Origin of the sequence: Micromonospora sp. HB375 (assembly GCF_017872985.1) — a bacterium.
GTDB classification, from domain to species: Bacteria; Actinomycetota; Actinomycetes; order Mycobacteriales; family Micromonosporaceae; genus Micromonospora; species Micromonospora chalcea.
On sequence record NZ_JAGGJO010000001.1, the window covers coordinates 5581642 to 5600462 of the forward strand.

Consider the following 18821-nt stretch of genomic DNA (forward strand, 5'->3'; position numbering starts at 1 on the left):
TTCGCGCAGGTTTCCCGCCACCGTCCCGCAGACGGCTACTCGACGTCCGCTTCCGCCGCGGCCGCGGCCTCGATCTCGTCCTCCGGGCGGACCCGGCGGGCCTTGCGGGCCGCCAGCCGGTCGGACGCCGACGGTCGGTTCGACTTCTCCTCCAGCCGCACGTCGGTGCCCCGGTTACCGGGTACGAAGTCGACACCGGCGTAGAGCGTCGGTTGCCAGTCGAACTCCCGTTCGCCGATGCGCACCAGGTCACCGGCCTGCGCGCCGGCCTTGGCGAGCTTCTCCTCGACGCCGAGGCGGGCCAGCCGGTCGGCCAGGTAACCCACCGCCTCGTCGTTGTCGAAGTTGGTCTGCTTGACCCAGCGCTCCGGCCGGCTGCCGCGCACCGTGTACGAGCCGTCCGGCTCGGCCTCGATGGTGAAGCCGGCGTCGTCGACCGCCTTCGGGCGGATCACGATCCGGGTCGGCTCGGCCGGCGGGGCGGCCCGACGGCCCTGCTCGACCAGCTCCGCCATCGCGTACGTCAGCTCGCGCAGGCCCTCGCGGGTGGCGGTGGAGACGTCGAAGACCCGCAGGCCACGGGCCTCCAGGTCGGGGCGGACGATGTCGGCGAGGTCCTTGCCGTCGGGCACGTCGACCTTGTTGAGCGCGACCAGCCGGGGCCGGTCGGCGAGCCCGCCGTACTGGGACAGCTCCGACTCGATGGCGTCGATGTCGGCGAGCGGGTCGCGGCCGGGCTCAAGCGTCGCGGTGTCGACCACGTGCACCAGCACGGCGCAGCGCTCGACGTGGCGGAGGAACTCCAGGCCCAGGCCCTTGCCGCTGGCCGCGCCCGGGATCAGGCCCGGTACGTCGGCGACGGTGAAGGTGTGGTTGTCCACCCGGACCACGCCCAGGTTCGGCACCAGCGTGGTGAACGGGTAGTCGGCGATCTTCGGCTTGGCCGCGGAGATCACCGAGATCAGCGACGACTTGCCGGCCGACGGGAAGCCGACCAGGCCCACGTCGGCGACGCTCTTGAGCTCCAGCACCACGTCCAGCCGGTCGCCGGGCTCACCCAGCTCGGCGAAGCCGGGCGCCTTGCGGCGGGCGTTCGCCAGCGAGGCGTTGCCGCGTCCGCCCCGGCCGCCCCGGGCCGCCTCGAACGTGGTGCCCACGCCGACCATGTCGGCCAGGACCTCGCCGTCGAGGCTCTGCACCACGGTGCCGTTGGGCACCTTGATGACCAGGTCGCGGCCGTTCGCGCCGTCCCGGTTCGAGCCGGCCCCGCCCTTGCCGTTCTCGGCCTTCAGGTGGGGCCGGAAGTGGAAGTCGAGCAGCGTGGTGACCTGCGCGTCGACCACCAGGGACACGCTGCCGCCGTGGCCGCCGTTGCCGCCGTCCGGCCCGCCGAACGGCTTGAACTTCTCCCGGTGGATCGAGACACAGCCGTGCCCGCCGTCGCCGGCCTGCATGTGCAGGACGACCCGGTCAACGAACGTCGTCACGACGCCAATCCTTCCAGCGGGGTCCGCCCCGCGCGTGAAAAGGCGAAGCGGGCCGGGACCAGAGGTCCGCGGCCCGCTTGGCCAGAAAACTACTGCTGCGGCACGATGCTGACGGTCTTGCGACCGCGCTTGGTGCCGAACTGAACCGAGCCGGCGGCCAGCGCGAACAGCGTGTCGTCGCCGCCACGGCCGACCAGGTCACCGGGGTGGAACTTGGTGCCACGCTGACGGATGAGGATCTCACCCGCGCTGACGACCTGACCACCGAAGCGCTTCACGCCGAGCCGCTGGGCCGCGGAGTCACGGCCGTTACGCGAGCTGGACGCACCCTTTTTGTGAGCCATTGGAGGACGACCTACTTCCCGCTGGAGATGCCGGTCACCTTGACCTGGGTCAGCGGCTGGCGGTGACCCTGGCGCTTGTGGTAGCCGGTCTTGTTCTTGAACTTGTGGATCCGGATCTTCGGGCCCTTGGTGTGCGCGGCGATCTCGCCGGACACCGCGACCTTGGCGAGCTTCGCCGCGTCGGTCACCAGGTCGTCACCGTCGACGAGGAGCACCGCGGTGAGCTTCACCGCGTCGCCGGGGGCACCGGCGAGCTTCTCGACCTCGATCACGTCGCCCTCGGCGACCTTGTACTGCTTGCCGCCGGTCTTGACGATCGCGTACATCGGAGGCGGACTCCCTGTCGTTGAGGCTGCTGGCGTCTGTTCCACCGCTGCCGGTTGTCACACCGTCGGCGGTCGTTCCCACGGCGTCTCGCCGGGAGCCGTGACACCGGCGGCGCGGGCACGCGGGAACTCGGCACACCAAAGTGCGCCGCAGGCAAGCCTACGCCATACCCGGCCCGCTCCCCAAACCGGGCTGCCGGTAGGCGGCTCTTCCGCGCGGCCCACCGGCACGACAGGGCCCCCGCGCCACACGCCAGGCGTGGATCGGGGGCCCTGTTCGCGCAGGTCAGTGCCCTACGGCCGGGTACGCCGCCGGGCGCCGCCACGGCGGGTCCGCCGGCGCGGGGCGCCGCTGTCGTCGTCGCTGTCGCCGTCACCGATCGCGTCCGGGTCGTCGGCGGCGGCCAGCCGGGCCGAGTCGCCCTCCTGGCTGTCCGCAACCGCCGGGGCGGCGGGCGTGTCCGTCTCGAACCGGGACAGGTCGTAGCCCTGGGTGTCGTAGTAGTCGTCGTCGGTCTCGACCACCTCGGCGACGGTCCGCTCCGGCGGCGCGACCGCAGCGGGCGGCTCGGTGGCGGCCTGCGGCTGCGCGGCCGGTTGCTCCGGTACGGCCTCCACGGCCGGCTTCTCCGCGGCGGCCTTGCGGCCCCGGCGTCGGCCGCTCTTCTCCTCGGCCGGCGCGGCGACCGCCGAGGCGACCGCCTTGACCTTCTCGCCCGCGCCGCCGCGCGGCTTCTCCGGCACCGGCTCGGTGTGAATGATCACGCCCCGGCCCTTGCAGCACTCGCAGGTCTCGCTGAACGCCTCCAGCAGGCCCGCGCCGATGCGCTTACGGGTCATCTGCACCAGGCCGAGCGAGGTGATCTCGGTGACCTGGTGCTTGGTGCGGTCCCGGCCCAGGCACTCGGTGAGCCGGCGCAGCACCAGCTCCCGGTTCGACTCCAGCACCATGTCGATGAAGTCGATCACCACGATGCCGCCGAGGTCGCGCAGCCGCAGCTGACGCACGATCTCCTCGGCCGCCTCCAGGTTGTTGCGGGTGACCGTCTCCTCCAGGTTGCCGCCGGAGCCGGTGTACTTGCCGGTGTTGACGTCGATGACGGTCATCGCCTCGGTGCGGTCGATCACCAGCGAGCCGCCGGAGGGGAGGAAGACCTTCCGGTCCAGCCCCTTGAGGATCTGCTCGTCGATCCGGTACTCGGCGAACACGTCCGCCACCCCGGCGTGCCGGCGCAGCCGCGCCACCAGGTCCGGCGAGACGTGCGACAGGTACGACTCGACCAGGTCGTACGCGGACTCGCCCTCGATGACCAGCTCGCGGAAGTCCTCGTTGAAGAGGTCCCGGACCACGCGGATGACCAGGTCCGGCTCCTCGTAGAGCAGCACCGGGGCGCCGCCCTCGGTCGCCTTGGCCTGGATGTCCTCCCACTGCGCCTGCAGCCGCTTGACGTCACGCGCCAGCTCGTCCTCGCTGGCGCCCTCGGCCGCGGTCCGGACGATCACCCCGGCGCCGTCCGGCACCAGCTTCTTCAGCGCGTCCCGCAGCCGCTTACGCTCGGTGTCGGGCAGCTTGCGGCTGATGCCGGAGGCGTTGCCGTTCGGCACGTAGACCAGGTGCCGGCCGGAGAGCGCGATGTGACTGGTCAGCCGCGCGCCCTTGTGCCCGATCGGGTCCTTGGTCACCTGCACGAGCACCGAGTCGCCGGAGCGCAGCGCCTGCTCGATCGAGCGCGCCCGGCCCTCCAGGCCGGTGGCGTCCCAGTTGACCTCGCCGGCGTACAGCACCGCGTTGCGCCCGCGCCCGATGTCGACGAAGGCGGCCTCCATGCTCGGCAGCACGTTCTGGACCTTGCCCAGGTAGACGTTGCCGGCCATGGTGGCGGACGAGTTGCGGGTCACGTAGTGCTCGACCAGCACGCCGTCCTCGAGCACGGCGATCTGGGTGCGGTCGCCGCGCTGGCGGACCACCATCACCCGGTCGACCGCCTCACGGCGGGCCAGGAACTCCGACTCGCTCAGGATCGGCGGCCGGGTACGCCGCTGCTCGCGGCCGTCCCGGCGGCGCTGCCGCTTGGCCTCCAGCCGGGTCGAGCCGGAGACGCCCTGCACCTCGTCGACCGGCTTGCGCGGCTCACGGATCTTGACGACGGTGGGCACGCCGTCCTCGGCGGCGGTGTCCGCCTCCCCCGCGCCGCGGCGGCGACGGCGGCGACGGCGGCGGGTCATCCCCTCGCCGTCGGGCTCCTCGTCCTCGGCGGACTCCTCGGTCTCGTCCTCGGCGGTCTCGGCCGCGGCGGGCTCCTCGACGTCCTCGTCGTCGGCCTCGTCGGCGCCACCCTTGCCCCGGCCCCGGCCCCGGCGACCCCGGCGACGACGCCGCCGGCCGGCGGCCGTCTCGTCGTCCTCGTCGATCTCGGCGGACTCCTCGGCCTCGGCGGCCGGCTCCTCCTCGACGACCTCCGGCTCGGCCTCGGCCGGCTCGACCTCCCGGCGGGCGCGACGGCGGCGCCGGCCGGTCTCGACCGCTTCCTCGATCGGCTCCTCCGCCGCCGGGTACGTGACCTGGACGGCGGGCGCCTCGTCGGGCTGCGGCGCCATGAACAGGACGGTCGGCGCGGAGAGCGCGGCACGACGCCGCCGGGTGGTGGGCGGCGTCGGCTCGGCCGGCTCCTCGTCCACGCGCGGCACGGCGGCGCCCGTCGACACGACGCCCGTCGCGTCCGCCGGGCCGCCGCTGCGGGCCAGGTCGACCTCGTGGGTACGCGCACCCGCGGCGCTCGCGTCCTCGACGGTCCCGGCCTCGGCGTCCTCGTCCTCGGCGTCCTCGCCGATGCCGGCGATCGCCTTGTCACCGGCGGTGGCCCCGCTCCCGCCGGTGGTGGCCACATCCCCGGTGGCGGTGGTCCGGTCGCCGGTGGCGGCCTTGTCGCCGGTGGCGGTGGCCGTGTCCCCGGAGGCGGCCTTGTCGGCGGTGGCGGCGCGGCGGCGGGTGCGGGACCGCCCGGCGGTACCCGTGCTCTCCGCGACGCCGGCCTGGCCCGGCGCGGTGGCCTCGGCACCGTCGATGTCGGCGCGGCCCTCGGCGATCAGGTCGCCCCCGGGCGCGGAGACCGGCCCGTCGATCACCCCGTCCGTGGCCGTCTGCCCGCCGGCGGCGGTCTCGTCCGGCGCGACGGTCTCGGCAGCCGGCGGCGTGGCCTTGCGACGACGGGTCCGGGTCACCTTGACCGGCGGCACGACCTCCTCCGAGGCGGCCTCCACACCTGCCGCGGCCACCGGTTCCTCGACCGCCTTCGCCGGGGTCGCCTTACGACGCCGCCGGGTGGTCTTGGGCGCGGTGTCCAGCTCTCCGGCGATCGGTGCGAGCACCTCGGCCTGCGGCGACTCGCCGCTGCCGGTCGCCGCGGTGGACGCCTCGACCGGCGCGTCGGTCTGCTCCGGCTGGTTCAGCGGGGCGGCCTTGCGACGGCTGGCCCGCTTACGGGCCGGCGGCTTGGTCTCGGCGACGCCCTCCAGGGCGGCGACGCCTTCAGCGGTGGCGCCTTCCGCACTGGCGACGCCCTGGGCGGTGCCGTCGTCGGCGCTGCCGGAGGCGGCACCCTGGGCGCTGGCGGAGGCCGCGCTCGCGGCGCTGCCGGAGGCGGTGGCGGCGTTGTCGGCGGGCGTCCCGGTCGGCTCTGCGCCGGTCCGTTCGCCGCCCTCGGGCTCGTTCTCGAGCATGGACGTTCTCCAGTTCTGGCTGCCCCGGGCGCGGGTGAGCGCTGCCACGCAGGGTTGCCGCAAAGGTGTTTCCGCCGGGCGCGCAAACGCGCGACCGCCGAAGTCTGCCTGCCAGAGCGTTGACCGACGGTCAGCGCTCTCCGATGGTTGCCCCGTCGCGATCCGCTTCCAACGGATCGACGATCTCGCCCTGCGCGGTCAGCGTGCCCTGCGCCAGCCGGATCACCTTCGGGGTGACCGGCGGCTCCAGGGCGGCCACCGCGCGGAGGCCGGACAGGACGTCATCGGGCCGAACGGACGGGGTGACCTGCCGCACGACCAGTTCGAGTATCGCACACGGTACGGCCGCCGCTTCGGAAGGCGTCTCAGACGGAGACACCACATCGATGGAAACCACTGCCGCACGGGCGTCGAACGTACGCCGCCCCTGCTTGGTCATCCGCTCGACCAGGACCTCCTCGGCGGCGGTGAAGGCCGCCACGGCCCCCGCCAGCACCTTCGGGTCGACCTCGGGCAGCTCGATCCGCCAGTACGACGCCTCGATCCGGTCGGCGAGGCTGCCGCCGGTGGCCTCCACCGCGTCGAGCACGTCGAGTCCGGGCGAGAGCGCGGCGTCGAGGGCCTCGCGCAGCCGCGCCGGGTCGACCGGCTCACGCAGCCCGATCTCCAGGTACTCCGCCTCGCTGGCCACACCTGTGGGCGCCGCCGAGGCGTACGAGATCTTGGGGTGTGGGGTGAAGCCCTGGGAGAAGGCGATCGGCACGCCGGCCCGGCGCAGCGCGCGCTCGAAGGCCCGGGCGAAGTCCCGGTGCGAGGTGAAACGCAGCGGTCCCCGCTTGGCGTACCGGATACGGACCCGCTGGACGACGGGGGCCTGGCCGCCCTCGGGTTGAGGCTTTCTGGCGATCGTGAGCTCCTCGGCTGTGCCTGCGTATCGGTCCCATCCTGGCGCAGCACCCACGGTGCCCCACACCCGGGGCCACCCCACCCACCCCAAACCGCCCCAAACCCCCGCCCGCCCCCGCCGTGATCAAGGAGTTCACGTCCAGCTCCCACGCCCCCGAGACCCCAAACCCCTTGATCACCCCACCCGGCCTGCCGGGTCGGGCCGACAAGGGCCGGCGATCATGAAGTTGGCGGCGGAATTGGAGATCGACGTCGCCGCCAACCTCATGATCGACGGGGTGGGCCGGAGGGCCGGGAGAGGTTGGGCGGGGTCAGGAGCGGTTGTCGTGGGGCGGGGTGGGCTGGGCCGGGGGTGGGTAGGCGCCGGGGCCGGGCTGGGGGTGGGTGCCCTTGGGCGGGTATCCGTCCGGCTGGGACGGGGCGCCAGGGTGCGGTGAGGTGCCCGGGCGGGCGTAGGCACCGGGCGACGAAGGGCCGCCGGGTGGGCCGTAGCCGGGCGGCGGGCCGTAGCCGGCGGGGTGGCCGGCCGGGACCGGCGGGCCCTGCTCGGTCATCCGGTCGAGCGCCTCGTCCGGGATGTCGGCGGCGCGCGCCAGCTCGCGCCGGTGCCGGCGGCGGTTCCAGATCAGGAACACCACGAGCGCCAACAGCACCACCAGCGCCACGGCGATGCCGATGCCGATCACCATGACCTGCTGGTCGGTGGGGCCGCCCCGGTCGCCGTAGTCGGTCACGTCGAAGTCTTCGTCCTCGGCCGCGGCCGGTGGCGCGGACGCGCTGGCCGGAGCGGCGCCGAGCAGCGGGTTTGCCGACACCGACGGCACGTCGGCGGTGAGCGCCGCCACCGGGTCGATCCGGCCGAAGCCGAACTGCGGGTCGCGGCCGGGCGGGCCGGCGTCCCGGGCGGTACGGATGATCCGGTTGATCACGTCGGGTGCGGAGAGCCGGGGGAACTTCGACCTGATCAGCGCCGCCACACCGGCGACGATGGCCGTGGAGTCGGACGTGCCGTCGCCCCAGCCGTACCCCCGGTCGGGTCCGATGTTGTAGACCTCGTCCCCCGGAGCGGCGACCACCGCCTCCGGGCCCTGGGCCGAGCCGGGCCAGAAGCCGCCGCCCCGGGTCGTGCCGGTCACCGCGATCACGCCGGGGATCTTCGCGGGTGAGGCGATGTCCGGGCCGAGCTTGCGGACGTTGCCGGCGGCGGCCACCACGACCACGTCGCGTTCCAGCGCGTACCGGATCGCCGCCTCTTCGCCCTCGTCGACGGCCCCGGCGTGCCCGTAGGACAGGTTGAGCACCTTCGCGCCGCCGTCCACCGCCATCCGGATGCCGGTCGCGGAGTTGCCCGCGTCGGCGCCCTTGTCGCCGGACGGCGTGCGGATGGGCAGGATCCGGGCGTCCGGCGCGACGCCGACCACCCCGGTGCCGTTCGCCGCGATGATCCCGGCCATGTGGGTGCCGTGGCCGTCCGGGTCGCGCCGGCCGTCGCCGGAGTCGAACGTGCTGCGCCCGGCCAGGAGCCGGCCGCGCAGGTCCGGGTGGTCGGCGTCGGCGCCGCTGTCGACCACTCCGACCACGACACCACGCCCGGTGGAGATCTGGTGTGCCCGGTCGATCCGCAGCTCGTCGAGGTACCACTGCTCGGCCCGGCGGGGAGCGCCGACGGCGGGCTGCGCGGCCCCCAGCACCATCAGCCCGGCCGCCAGCGCGGCCACCACCGGCCGGAACGCGCCGACGTGCACCGTCATCCGTCCGTCCTCATCGCAGGATGCCCGGGGACGCACCGTCACCGGCGCCCCACGGATCGTCGTCCTCAGTCAACCACGACGAGTGGTCGCCACCGCCGCCGCCATGCCCGGCGCCGCCGTGGCCGCCCATCATCCCGCCGCCCATCATGCCCGCGCCGGCCAGGCCACCACGCGCGCCCGCCGCGCCCGCGCCCGCGCCTCCCGGCCCCGCGCCCGCCGCCGCCCGCAGCGCGCCGGCCGCGCTGGTCAGCGGGGGCACCTTGCCGTTGCCGCCGCCGACCATACCGGGCAGCGCGCCCACGCCCATGCCACCGGCCGCGCCGAGGCCACCGCCGCCGATGCCGCCCGCCGAACCCAGCCCGGCACCACCGCCACCGCCACCGAAGCCGGCGCCGGTGCTCAGTCCGGCGCCGCCACCGCCGAAGGTGCTACCCGGACCGCCCGGGGTGATCGTGCCCGGCCCACCCGCGCCGGCCAGGCCGGTGCCGTAGTCGGGACTGCCGGAACCCGGGGCGCCGGCGCCGGGCAGGCCGGTGCCGGGCGGGGTGTACGAGCCGCCGCCGGGGCCGCCGCCACCGAACTCGGGCACGCCGGTGGTCGGCGGGGGCGTGAACGAGCCGCCACCGCCGACACCGCCACCGCCGCCGCCGATGCCGGTGCTGCCCAGCGAGGGCATCCCGCCGCCACCGCCGGCACCGCCGCCACCGCCGCCGGGCAGCCCACCACCGGGCACTCCGGACGGGGGTACGCGGGGATCCGCGCGGTAGCCGTCGTCGAGCCGGCCGTCGGGCTGGGGTACGACCAGCTTGGGACGCTCGGCCTCGACCGCGGCCGGCAGCGGCGACATCGCCTTGTTGGCCGCCTGCTGGTTGTCGCGGTACCAGTTGTCCAGGTGGGACTTGGTGTCCCACCAGCCGCCGCGCTTCTGGTCGTTGGCGTTGCCGTCGATCTTCATGGTGGCTTCGAGATCGTCGGCCTTGTCGCGGAACGCGCCGTCGGCGTAGAGCGCCTGGTTGGACTGGTAGTCGCTGCGCAGGGCGGCGAGGAAGCCGGACTGGCTCTCGCCGTCGCGCGCGTCGTCCAGCTCGGTGCCGCCGGGCAGGCTCCACTCGTTCCAGCCGAAGTTGTCCATCAGCGGGATCGGGATGCTCGCCACCGCCGTACGGATGTCGCCCTCGATCCGCGACAGCGCGCCACTGACGTTGCTCGCGTGCGTGATGAGCTCCTCGATCTCCTTGCCGATCTCGCCCAGGTGCTCGCGGTACGCGTCGCCGCCGCTGCCCTGCCAGCCGGCGAGCAGCCCGGGGAGACCGCCGGTGTGCGGGCGCTCCTGGCCGGGCGCGATCGGGCCGACGAACGAGCGGCCGACCAGCGAGTCACGTAGATGGCCGAGCGCGGTGGACAGGTTGCGCCAGCCCGCGCCCACCGAGCCCACGGTCTCCGGATCCGCCGAGAGCGTCACCTCACGGACGCAGCGCTCCCAGGTGCCTCCTGCCATGACCGTCTCCCCCTCAGGCCGTGTACGGGTAGGTGGGCTGCTGCCCGGCGTCCGGCGGCGGGGCCGCGGTCTCCAGCAGCCGCTCGATGTCCTTGCCGTTCGCGGCGTTGCGGGCCTCGGCGTCGCGGAACGCCTTGGCGATGTCCTGCGTGCCCTGCTTCAGGCCGGCCAGCTTCATGGAGATGGCCTTGAGGTGGGCCTCCATGCTGGCCGTGGACCTGGTCAGCGCCGCCCACTGCATCCGGGCGTCCTCGTACGCGCCGAACGGGGTGCCGTTGGGCACCGTCTGCGCGTTGCCGCTGTCGCCCTTCATCCGCTCCTTGATGCGTTCCATCTCGTAGCCGATGGTGTCGTCGACGTACTGCTTGAGGCGCTCGACGTACTCCGCCGCGGCGTCCAGGTCCTCGACGCTGACGTGCAGATCGCCGGTATCCGGCGGATTGATGCCCATGTCTGCTGTCCTCCCCGCTACCGGCCCTGGCCGGTCCATTACGGACGCAGCGTATCGAGGATGCACCAGTCGGGGCAGCCCCACCCCGCGCACGCGCGCGGTCGCCCGGAAGGACGACGGAGCGCGGGAACCCGGTCGGGTTCCCGCGCTCCGGTACGGTCCGCGCCTCAGCCCTGGGCGGCGGCGGGCAGCTTCAGTCCATTGACCGGGGTGAGCGGCAGCAGCTTGCGGCCGGTCGGGCCGATCTGGATCTCGGTGTCCATGGACGGGCACACGCCGCAGTCGAAGCAGGGCGTCCAGCGGCAGTCGTCCTGCTCGTACTCCGACAGCGAGTCCTGCCAGTCCTGCCAGAGCCAGTCCTTGTCCAGGCCGGAGTCGAGGTGGTCCCAGGGCAGGACCTCCAGTTCCTCGCGCTCGCGGGTGGTGTACCAGTCGAGGTCCACGCCGTACGCCGGCAGCACCTCGGCGGCGGCGTCCACCCAGCGCTGGTACGAGAAGTGCTCGCTCCAGCCGTCGAACCGGCCGCCGTTCTCCCAGACCTTGCGGATCACCGCGCCGACCCGGCGGTCGCCCCGGGACAGAAGGCCCTCGATCAGCGACGGCTCGCCGTCGTGGTAGCGGAAGCCGATCGCCCGGCCCAGCGACCGGTCGCTGTTGATCGCCTGCTTGAGCAGCTTGAGCCGGCCGTCGATGACCTCCGGCCGCTCCATCGAGGCCCACTGGAACGGGGTGTGCGGCTTGGGCACGAAACCGCCGATGGAGACCGTGCAGCGGATGTCCTTGGACCCGGTCGCGGCGCGGCCGGCCCGGATCACCTCGTGCGCCATGTCGGCGATCTCCAGGACGTCCTCGTCGGTCTCGGTGGGCAGGCCGCACATGAAGTAGAGCTTCACCTGCCGCCAGCCGTTGGAGTACGCGGTGACCACGGTGCGGATGAGGTCTTCCTTCGACACCATTTTGTTGATCACCTTGCGGATCCGCTCCGACCCGCCCTCCGGGGCGAACGTCAGACCGGTCCGCCGCCCGTTGCGGGACAGTTCCTGGGCCAGGTCGATGTTGAACGCGTCCACCCGGGTCGAGGGCAGTGACAGCGAGACGTTCGTGCCGGCGTACTGCTCGGCCAGGCCGGAGCACATGTCGCCGATCTCCGAGTGGTCGGCCGACGACAGCGACAGCAGGCCGACCTCGTGGAAGCCGGAGAACTCCAGCCCTTCCTTGACCATCTGGCCGACGGTGGTGATCGAGCGCTCCCGCACCGGACGGGTGATCATGCCGGCCTGGCAGAACCGGCAGCCCCGGGTGCAGCCCCGGAAGATCTCCACCGCGTACCGCTCGTGGACCGTCTCGGCGAGCGGGACCAGGGGCTTCTTCGGGTACGGCCAGGCGTCCAGGTCCATCGTCGTGCGCTTGTGCACCCGGAACGGCACGTCCGGGCGGTTCGGCACGACCCGCTGGATGCGGCCGTCGGGCAGGTAGTCGACGTCGTAGAAGCGCGGCACGTAGACGCTCTCGGTCCGGGCCAGCCGCAGCAGCAGCTCGTCCCGGCCGCCCGGGGAGCCCTCGGCCTTCCACTCCCGGACGATGGCGGTGATCTCCAGCACCGCCTCCTCGCCGTCGCCGAGCACCGCGGCGTCGACGAAGTCGGCGATCGGCTCCGGGTTGAACGCGGCGTGCCCGCCGGCCACGATCACCGGGTCGGCGTCGGTGCGGTCGGCCGCGAGCAGCGGGATGCCGGCCAGGTCGATCGCGGTGAGCAGGTTGGTGTAGCCCAGCTCGGTGGAGAACGAGACGCCGAACACGTCGAACTCACGCACCGGGCGGTGGGCGTCGACGGTGAACTGCGGCACGCCGTGGGCGCGCATCAGCTTCTCCAGGTCCGGCCAGACCGCGTACGTCCGCTCGGCCAGCACGTCGGGCAGCTCGTTGAGCACCTCGTACAGGATCTGCACGCCCTGGTTGGGCAGGCCCACCTCGTACGCGTCCGGATACATCAGCGCCCACCGGACGGTGGCGGCGTCCCAGTCCTTGACCACCGCGCCCAGCTCTCCACCCACGTACTGGATGGGCTTGGTCACCTGCGGCAGCAACGGCTCCAGCCGAGGCCAGACCGAGTTGGCGGCGGCGGGACGCGGGGTGGTGGACGGGGCACTCATGATGCCCAAGCGTACGCGGTGCCCCCGCCCCGCCGTCCCCGCCGCCACACCCGCGCCCGTGTCCGCCGCGTTGATCAAGGAGTTTGCGGGCTGTCCCGCGCTCCCACCGGACACGAACTCCTTGATCACCGGAGTGGGACCGGTGAGCGGGCGGGATTAGTCCTGGGTGGCGGGGCGGTACTAACCTCGCAACGGGCGCGAGAGGAGATAGCCGCGATGCCGCAGCCGCAGCCGGGGGCGGGCCGGCCGGCCGACGGGGCCGAGGAGCCGACCGTCATCGAGCCGGCCACCGCCGTCGACACCGAGGACGCCACCGGCGCCTCCGCTCCGGCGTCGCCGTCCGCCGCGCCGGGAGCCGCCGCACCCGAGGGCCGGCCGTCCACCACGCCGGACACCGCCGCGCCTTCGCACGACGCGGCCCCGCAGCCGGGGACCACCGAGGCCGAGACGCCCACGAACGAGGTCGACGCCACCGCGCCCGAGACGCCCACGGACAGGGTCGAGCCCACCGGAACCGAGAAGCCCACCGAGAAGGTCCAGCCCATCGAGACCGAGACGCCCACCGCCAAGGTCCAGCCCACCGGAACCGAGACACCCACCGACAAGGTCCAGTCCGCCGCGACCGAGACGGCCACGGACAGCGCTGAGGCCCTCTCCGCCGGCACCGAGACGCCCGCCGACAGCGCTGACGCCCCGGCAACCGACGCCGAAACACCCGCCGAGACCGCCGGAACACCGGCCGACAACACCGCGACAGCCGCCGGCGGGACCGACACCGTCCCGCAGGTGCCGGTCCCACGGGCCCGCGGGTCGGCCCCGGTGCCGGGCCGGACCACACCCGCCCCCACTCCCCGCACGGGCCGCCAGCCGGACCCGACCCGGATCGACGCGGCCCCGCAGCCGCCGGCGGCCACCACCACGCCGGACCCGACCCGGATCGACGCCGCGCCGCAGCCACCCTCGGCCACCACGCCGGACCCCACCCGGGTGGACAACGCCCCGAACCCGACTGGGAACGCACCGAACGCCACCCGCGTCGAGGCGCCCCGCTGGAGCGGCTCCGCCGCCGTCCCGCCACCGCCGCCGAGCCGGCCCCGCTGGGGCGCGTCCGCCGAGCCCACGCCGGTGCCGCCGCTGGACTCGCCCGAGCACGCCACGCCGGTCGACCCGTGGGAGGGGGTGGACACCACCGGCTGGGAGCTGCACGCGCCGGAGCTGCCGCCCCTGACGCCGACGCTGCCGTACACCGCGCCCTGGTCGACGCCGAACCCCCACCCGGCCCACCCGGCGCCGCCGCAGCCGCCCCACCCGCAGCCGCCCGCCGCGCGGCCGGTCTCCACGCCGCCGCACCACCCGGCACACCCCGCCGCACCGGCCGCCCGGCCGGTCTCACCGCCGCCGCATCACCCGGCCCGGCCGGTGTCGCCGCCGCACGCGCCGCAGTACCCCGCCGCGCCGGCCGCCCGTCCCCTGCCACCACCGGCGGCTCCCGCCCCGGCCAAGCCGGCGCGGCCGCCGAAGCAGCGCCGGGGCAAGGCCGGGCCGCCGGTCGCGCCGCCGCCGGGCTGGCAGCAGCCGCCGAAGCGGACCCGCCGACGGCGTCGCTGGCCCTGGGTGCTGCTGCTCAGCGTCGCGTGCTGCTGCGGCCTGCCGCTGTGGTGGTTCCAGCCGATCTCCAGCCAGTACCCGGCCCGCGCCAGCCTTCCGGACCAGATCGACTCGATGCGGCTGCGCCAGGACGAGCGCAGCCAGGCCGCCGCCGAGGAGCTGAAGAGCCGGGTACGCGAGTCGAACCTGCTCGCCGAGGACACGTTCGCCGGTATCTACACGACGAGCGACGGCAAGCGGGTGACGTTGTTCGGCAGCACCGGCCTGCGGTTCAGCCCGGAGTCGGACGCCAAGGCGGAGATCGACCGCCTCGCCGGGGAGTACGGCCTGAAGGAGTCGGTGAACGTGGAGACCGGCGTCCGGGGCCGGTACGCGCGCTGCGCGGTCGGCCGGGCGGACGGCGACTCGGTGGTGGTCTGCGCCTCGGCCGACCACGGCAGTCTGACCACAGGCGTGTTCACCCGGTTGTCCGTGGACGACAGCGGGCGGCTACTGAACGATCTGCGTCAGCGCGTGGTGGTGCCGAAGTCCTGACCGCTCAGGCGGTCTGCTCACCGGCGGCCTGGTCGGTGCGCTTCGGCGCGTAGCGCGGGACGTACTCCTGGCCGCTGAGCTTCTGGATCTCGGCCATCATCTCGTCGGTCATCGCGCGCAGCGACGTGCGGTCGTCGGGACGGCCGGTGAAGTCCAGCGGCTTGCCGAACTTGATGGTGATCTTGGCCCGGCCTGGTCGCGGGATCCGCGTACCGATCGGCTGGGCCTTGTCGGTGCCGGTCACGCCGACCGGGATGATCGGCACGCCGGCGGCGATGGCCAGCCGGACCGTGCCGGTACGCCCGCGGTAGAGCCGCCCGTCCGGCGAACGGGTGCCCTCCGGGTAGACGGCGACCAGGTCACCGGCCTTGAGCACCGGGATCGCCGCGTCGAACGCGGTGAGCGCGGCCCGCCCGCCGGCCCGCTCGACCGGGATCGCGCCCAGCCCGGTGAGCACGAACTTGGAGAAGCCGCCCTTGAGGCCGGTGCCCTTGAAGTACTCCGACTTGGCCCAGAACGCCAGGTGGCGGGGCACCACGGTGCCGAGCAGCAGCTCGTCGGCGACGGAGAGGTGGTTGCTGGCGAAGATCGCGCCGCCGGTCGCCGGGATGTGCTCCAAACCCTCCACGTGCGGACGGAAGGCCAACCGGAGCGCGGGCGCCACGGTGAGCTTGCCGATGGTGTAGAGCAGGGGCACGGGTCCTCCGGCGGTCGTACGTGAAACAGGCGCTGTCACGGTAGCCGACGCGGCCGTCCGTCACCGAGCGGGTGGCCCGCAGTCCACTCGCTGGGGCTGGGCCCTCCCCCACCACGGGGGCGGGGGAGGGCACCCGGTCCGGCTCAGACCTTCCGGACCGTCACTGCGACCCGCTCGCCGTCGCCGGCCTCGCCGGCGAAGCCGTCGAGACCCTCGGCGAAGTCGATGCTGTCGGCCAGCACCTCCCGGGCCACGAACTCGGTGTACGCGGCGACCGCCGCGCGTACGTCCTCGGAGGCGGAGACGGCCACCGTGATCCGGTCGGAGACGTCCAGGTCGGCGTCGCGGCGGGCCTGTTGCACGACCCGGACCACGTCCCGGGCCAGCCCTTCGGCGGCCAGCTCCGGCGTGACCTCGGTGTCCAGCACGACCACGCCCTCACCGCCTGGTAGCGGCGCGGAGTGCTCGGCGTCGGCGGCGACCAGGCGCAGCTCGTACTCGCCCTCGGCGAGCGTGACCCCGGCGGCGACCGGGGCGCCGTCGCGCAGCTCCCACTCCCCCGCCTTGACCGCCTTGATCACCTGCTGGACGGCCTTGCCGACGCGCGGGCCGAGCGCCCGCGGCACCACGGTGAGGACCTGCTGGCAGTACGCGGACACCTCGTCGCTGAGCACTACCTCCTTCACGTTGACCTCGTCGGCGACCAGGTCGGCGAAGGGCCGCAGCTGGGCCGCGACGGGCGAGGCCACTGTCAGCTTCGCCAGCGGCAGCCGTACCCGCAGGCCCTTGGCCTTGCGCAGGGACAGCGCCGCCGAGGCGACCGACCGCACGTTGTCCATCGCGGAGACCAGCTCGTGGTCGGCCGGGAACTCGTCCGCCCGCGGCCAGTCGGTCAGGTGCACCGACCGCTCGCCGGTCAGCCCGCGCCAGATCTCCTCGGCGGTCAGCGGCGCCAGCGGCGCGACCACCCGGCACAGCGTCTCCAGCACCGTCGAGAGCGTGTCGAACGCGTCAGCGTCGCCGGCCCAGAACCGGTCCCGGGACCGGCGCACGTACCAGTTGGTCAGCGCGTCCAGGTAGGACCGCACGGTGGCGCACGCGCCGGAGATGTCGTACGCGTCCATCTGCGCGCCGACGGTCGCCACCAGCTCGTTCGTCTTCGCCAGCACGTACCGGTCGAGCACGTGCGTGGAGTCGGTACGGCGACGCGCGGTGTAGCCGTCGGCGTTGGCGTAGAGCGAGAAGAAGTACCAGACGTTCCACAGCGGCAGCAGCACCTGGCGCACCGCGTCCCGGATCAGCGACTCGGTGACCGCCATGTCGCCGCCGCGCAGCACCGGCGAGGACATCAGCATCCACCGCATCGCGTCCGACCCGTAGGAGTCGAAGACGTGGTAGACGTCCGGGTAGTTGCGCAGGCTCTTGGACATCTTGCGGCCGTCCGAGCCGAGCAGGATGCCGTGGCTGATGCAGTTGCGGAACGCCGGCCTGTCGAACAGCGCGGTGGCCAGCACGTGCATGGTGTAGAACCAGCCGCGGGTCTGCCCGATGTACTCGACGATGAAGTCACCCGGGTAGTGGTGCTCGAACCACTCGCGGTTGGAGAACGGGTAGTGCACCTGGGCGAACGGCATCGAGCCGGACTCGAACCAGCAGTCCAGCACCTCCGGCACCCGGCGCATCATCGACTTGCCCGTCGGGTCGTCCGGGTTGGGACGGACCAGGTCGTCCACCGCCGGCCGGTGCAAGTCGGTCAGGCGTACGCCGAAGTCACGCTCGATGTCGGCCAGCGACCCGTACACGTCCACCCGCGGGTAGTTCGGGTCGTCGGAGCGCCACACCGGGATCGGCGAGCCCCAGAACCGGTTCCGGCTGATCGACCAGTCGCGGGCGTTGGCCAGCCACTTGCCGAACGAGCCGTCCTTGATGTGCCCGGGCGTCCAGTTGATCTGCTGGTTCAGCTCGACCATCCGGTCCTTGAACTTCGTCACCGCGACGAACCAGGACGACACCGCCTTGTAGACCAGCGGGGTGTCGCAGCGCCAGCAGTGCGGGTAGGAGTGGGTGTAGGTGTCCTGCCGCAGCACCACCCCCCGCTCCTTGAGTTCCCGGATCACCGGCTTGTTCACGTCGAAGACCTGCTCGCCCTGGTACGGCGGCACCAGCGCGGTGAACCGGGTGTGGTCGTCCACGGTCACGACGGTGGGGATGCCGGCGGCGTTGCAGACGTTCTGGTCGTCCTCACCGAACGCGGGGGCGAGGTGGACGATCCCGGTGCCGTCCTCGGTGGTGACGAAGTCCGCGGCGAGCACCTGGTAGGCGTTCTCCCCGGCCGGCTCGACCAGGAAGTCGAACAGCGGCGTGTAGCGACGCCCGACCAGGTCCCGGCCGTACACCGTGCCGACCTGCTCGTACCCCTCCAGCTCCTTGGCGTACGCGCCGAGGCGCGCGGCGCCGACGACGTAGCGCTCACCACTGCGCTCGCTGTCGGGGGAACCCCGGTGCTCCAGCACCGCGTACTCGATGTCGGGGCCGACGGCGAGCGCCAGGTTCGACGGCAGCGTCCACGGCGTGGTGGTCCACACGCCCAGCTTCACCGGCCCGCGCAGCGGCTCGGGGGCGGCGTCGTCGGCGGCCAGCTCGAACCACACCGTCAGCGTGGGGTCGTGCCGGTCCCGGTAGACGTCGTCCATCCGGGTCTCGGTGTTCGACAGCGGGGTCTCGCACCGCCAGCAGTACGCCAGCACCCGGAAGCCCTCGTAGACCAGGCCCTTGTCGTGCAGGGTCTTGAAGGCCCACATGACGCTTTCCATGTAGTCCAGGTCGAGCGTCTTGTAGTCGTTGGCGAAGTCGACCCAGCGGGCCTGCCGGGTGACGTACCGCTCCCAGTCGTGCGTGAACTCCAGCACGGAGGTGCGGCAGGCGTCGTTGAAGCGGGCCACGCCGAGGTCGAGGATCTCCGCCTTGGTGGTGATGCCGAGCTGCTTCTCGGCCACCACCTCGGCGGGCAGGCCGTGGCAGTCCCAGCCGAACCGGCGCTCGACGCGCCGGCCGCGCATGGTCTGGTAGCGCGGCACCACGTCCTTGACGTAGCCGGTGAACAGGTGGCCGTAGTGCGGCAGGCCGTTGGCGAACGGGGGGCCGTCGTAGAAGACGTACTCGTTCTCGCCGTCGCGGCCGGCGTCGCGGGCCTCGACGGACGCCTCGAAGGTCTTGTCGGCCGTCCAGTGCTCCAGGACCCGGCGCTCGACCGCGGGCAGGTCCGGGCTCGCCGGGACACCGGCGCCGGACGGGTCGTGCAACGGATAGGCCATCGCCTGTCGCTCCTCAGCAGCTCACTCGTCTG

General features: G+C 73.4%; 12 protein-coding genes. 1 reads left to right on the forward strand and 11 read right to left on the reverse strand.

Features of this window, described 5'->3' with window-relative positions:
- Positions 1 to 35: 35 nt before the first annotated feature.
- The 9 genes from obgE to J3R08_RS24640 form a co-directional block, all read right to left on the reverse strand.
- Positions 36 to 1487, reverse strand: coding sequence for a GTPase ObgE (gene obgE / locus J3R08_RS24600; RefSeq protein WP_043328970.1), 1452 nt, complete (start codon positions 1485 to 1487; stop codon positions 36 to 38).
- 89 nt (positions 1488 to 1576) lie between these two features.
- Positions 1577 to 1831, reverse strand: a complete 255-nt coding sequence (gene rpmA, locus J3R08_RS24605; RefSeq protein WP_013288010.1) for a 50S ribosomal protein L27 — start codon at positions 1829 to 1831, stop codon at positions 1577 to 1579.
- An 11-nt stretch (positions 1832 to 1842) separates the two neighbouring features.
- Positions 1843 to 2157, reverse strand: coding sequence for a 50S ribosomal protein L21 (gene rplU / locus J3R08_RS24610; protein ID WP_018787289.1), 315 nt, complete (start codon positions 2155 to 2157; stop codon positions 1843 to 1845).
- 294 nt (positions 2158 to 2451) lie between these two features.
- Positions 2452 to 5877 carry a ribonuclease E/G gene (locus J3R08_RS24615; protein WP_209962925.1) on the reverse strand — a complete coding sequence of 1142 codons (3426 nt, stop codon included), beginning with the start codon at positions 5875 to 5877 and terminating at the stop codon, positions 2452 to 2454.
- A 130-nt stretch (positions 5878 to 6007) separates the two neighbouring features.
- Positions 6008 to 6727, reverse strand: a complete 720-nt coding sequence (locus tag J3R08_RS24620; RefSeq protein WP_083296969.1) for a TIGR03936 family radical SAM-associated protein — start codon at positions 6725 to 6727, stop codon at positions 6008 to 6010.
- 367 nt (positions 6728 to 7094) lie between these two features.
- Entirely contained in the window at positions 7095 to 8534 is a 1440-nt protein-coding gene (mycP, locus tag J3R08_RS24625) for a type VII secretion-associated serine protease mycosin (RefSeq protein ID WP_064448723.1), read from the reverse strand.
- 10 nt (positions 8535 to 8544) lie between these two features.
- Complete coding sequence (locus tag J3R08_RS24630) at positions 8545 to 10032, reverse strand: hypothetical protein (protein WP_209962927.1); 1488 nt, start codon at positions 10030 to 10032, stop codon at positions 8545 to 8547.
- Positions 10033 to 10045: 13 nt separating this feature from the next.
- On the reverse strand, positions 10046 to 10483 hold the full coding sequence (locus J3R08_RS24635) for a hypothetical protein (RefSeq protein ID WP_030503083.1): 438 nt from the start codon (positions 10481 to 10483) through the stop codon (positions 10046 to 10048).
- A 167-nt stretch (positions 10484 to 10650) separates the two neighbouring features.
- Positions 10651 to 12636, reverse strand: coding sequence for a TIGR03960 family B12-binding radical SAM protein (locus J3R08_RS24640; RefSeq protein ID WP_064448725.1), 1986 nt, complete (start codon positions 12634 to 12636; stop codon positions 10651 to 10653).
- A gap of 216 nt (positions 12637 to 12852) precedes the next feature.
- Here J3R08_RS24640 and J3R08_RS24645 point away from each other — a divergent pair, with 216 nt between their 5' ends.
- Positions 12853 to 14778 (forward strand): hypothetical protein, encoded by a 1926-nt coding sequence (locus J3R08_RS24645; RefSeq protein WP_209962929.1) that lies wholly within the window; start codon positions 12853 to 12855, stop codon positions 14776 to 14778.
- Between the two features lie 4 nt (positions 14779 to 14782).
- Here the strand turns inward: J3R08_RS24645 and J3R08_RS24650 are convergent, their stop codons facing one another.
- Positions 14783 to 15475: a 1-acyl-sn-glycerol-3-phosphate acyltransferase gene (locus J3R08_RS24650; protein ID WP_043328967.1), complete on the reverse strand. Its 693-nt coding sequence runs from the start codon at positions 15473 to 15475 to the stop codon at positions 14783 to 14785.
- A 143-nt stretch (positions 15476 to 15618) separates the two neighbouring features.
- Positions 15619 to 18789 (reverse strand): isoleucine--tRNA ligase, encoded by a 3171-nt coding sequence (ileS, locus tag J3R08_RS24655; RefSeq protein ID WP_209962931.1) that lies wholly within the window; start codon positions 18787 to 18789, stop codon positions 15619 to 15621.
- Positions 18790 to 18821: the final 32 nt, after the last annotated feature.

Excerpts from the sequence above, each read along its gene's own strand:
- rpmA (WP_013288010.1), bottom strand. The coding sequence starts at position 1,831 with ATGGCTCACAAAAAGGGTGCGTCCAGCTCGCGTAACGGCCGTGACTCC.
- rplU (WP_018787289.1), bottom strand. The coding sequence starts at position 2,157 with ATGTACGCGATCGTCAAGACCGGCGGCAAGCAGTACAAGGTCGCCGAG.
- J3R08_RS24615 (WP_209962925.1), bottom strand. The coding sequence starts at position 5,877 with ATGCTCGAGAACGAGCCCGAGGGCGGCGAACGGACCGGCGCAGAGCCG.
- mycP (WP_064448723.1), bottom strand. The coding sequence starts at position 8,534 with ATGACGGTGCACGTCGGCGCGTTCCGGCCGGTGGTGGCCGCGCTGGCG.
- J3R08_RS24630 (WP_209962927.1), bottom strand. The coding sequence starts at position 10,032 with ATGGCAGGAGGCACCTGGGAGCGCTGCGTCCGTGAGGTGACGCTCTCG.
- J3R08_RS24635 (WP_030503083.1), bottom strand. The coding sequence starts at position 10,483 with ATGGGCATCAATCCGCCGGATACCGGCGATCTGCACGTCAGCGTCGAG.
- J3R08_RS24640 (WP_064448725.1), bottom strand. The coding sequence starts at position 12,636 with ATGAGTGCCCCGTCCACCACCCCGCGTCCCGCCGCCGCCAACTCGGTC.
- J3R08_RS24645 (WP_209962929.1), top strand. The coding sequence starts at position 12,853 with ATGCCGCAGCCGCAGCCGGGGGCGGGCCGGCCGGCCGACGGGGCCGAG.
- ileS (WP_209962931.1), bottom strand. The coding sequence starts at position 18,789 with ATGGCCTATCCGTTGCACGACCCGTCCGGCGCCGGTGTCCCGGCGAGC.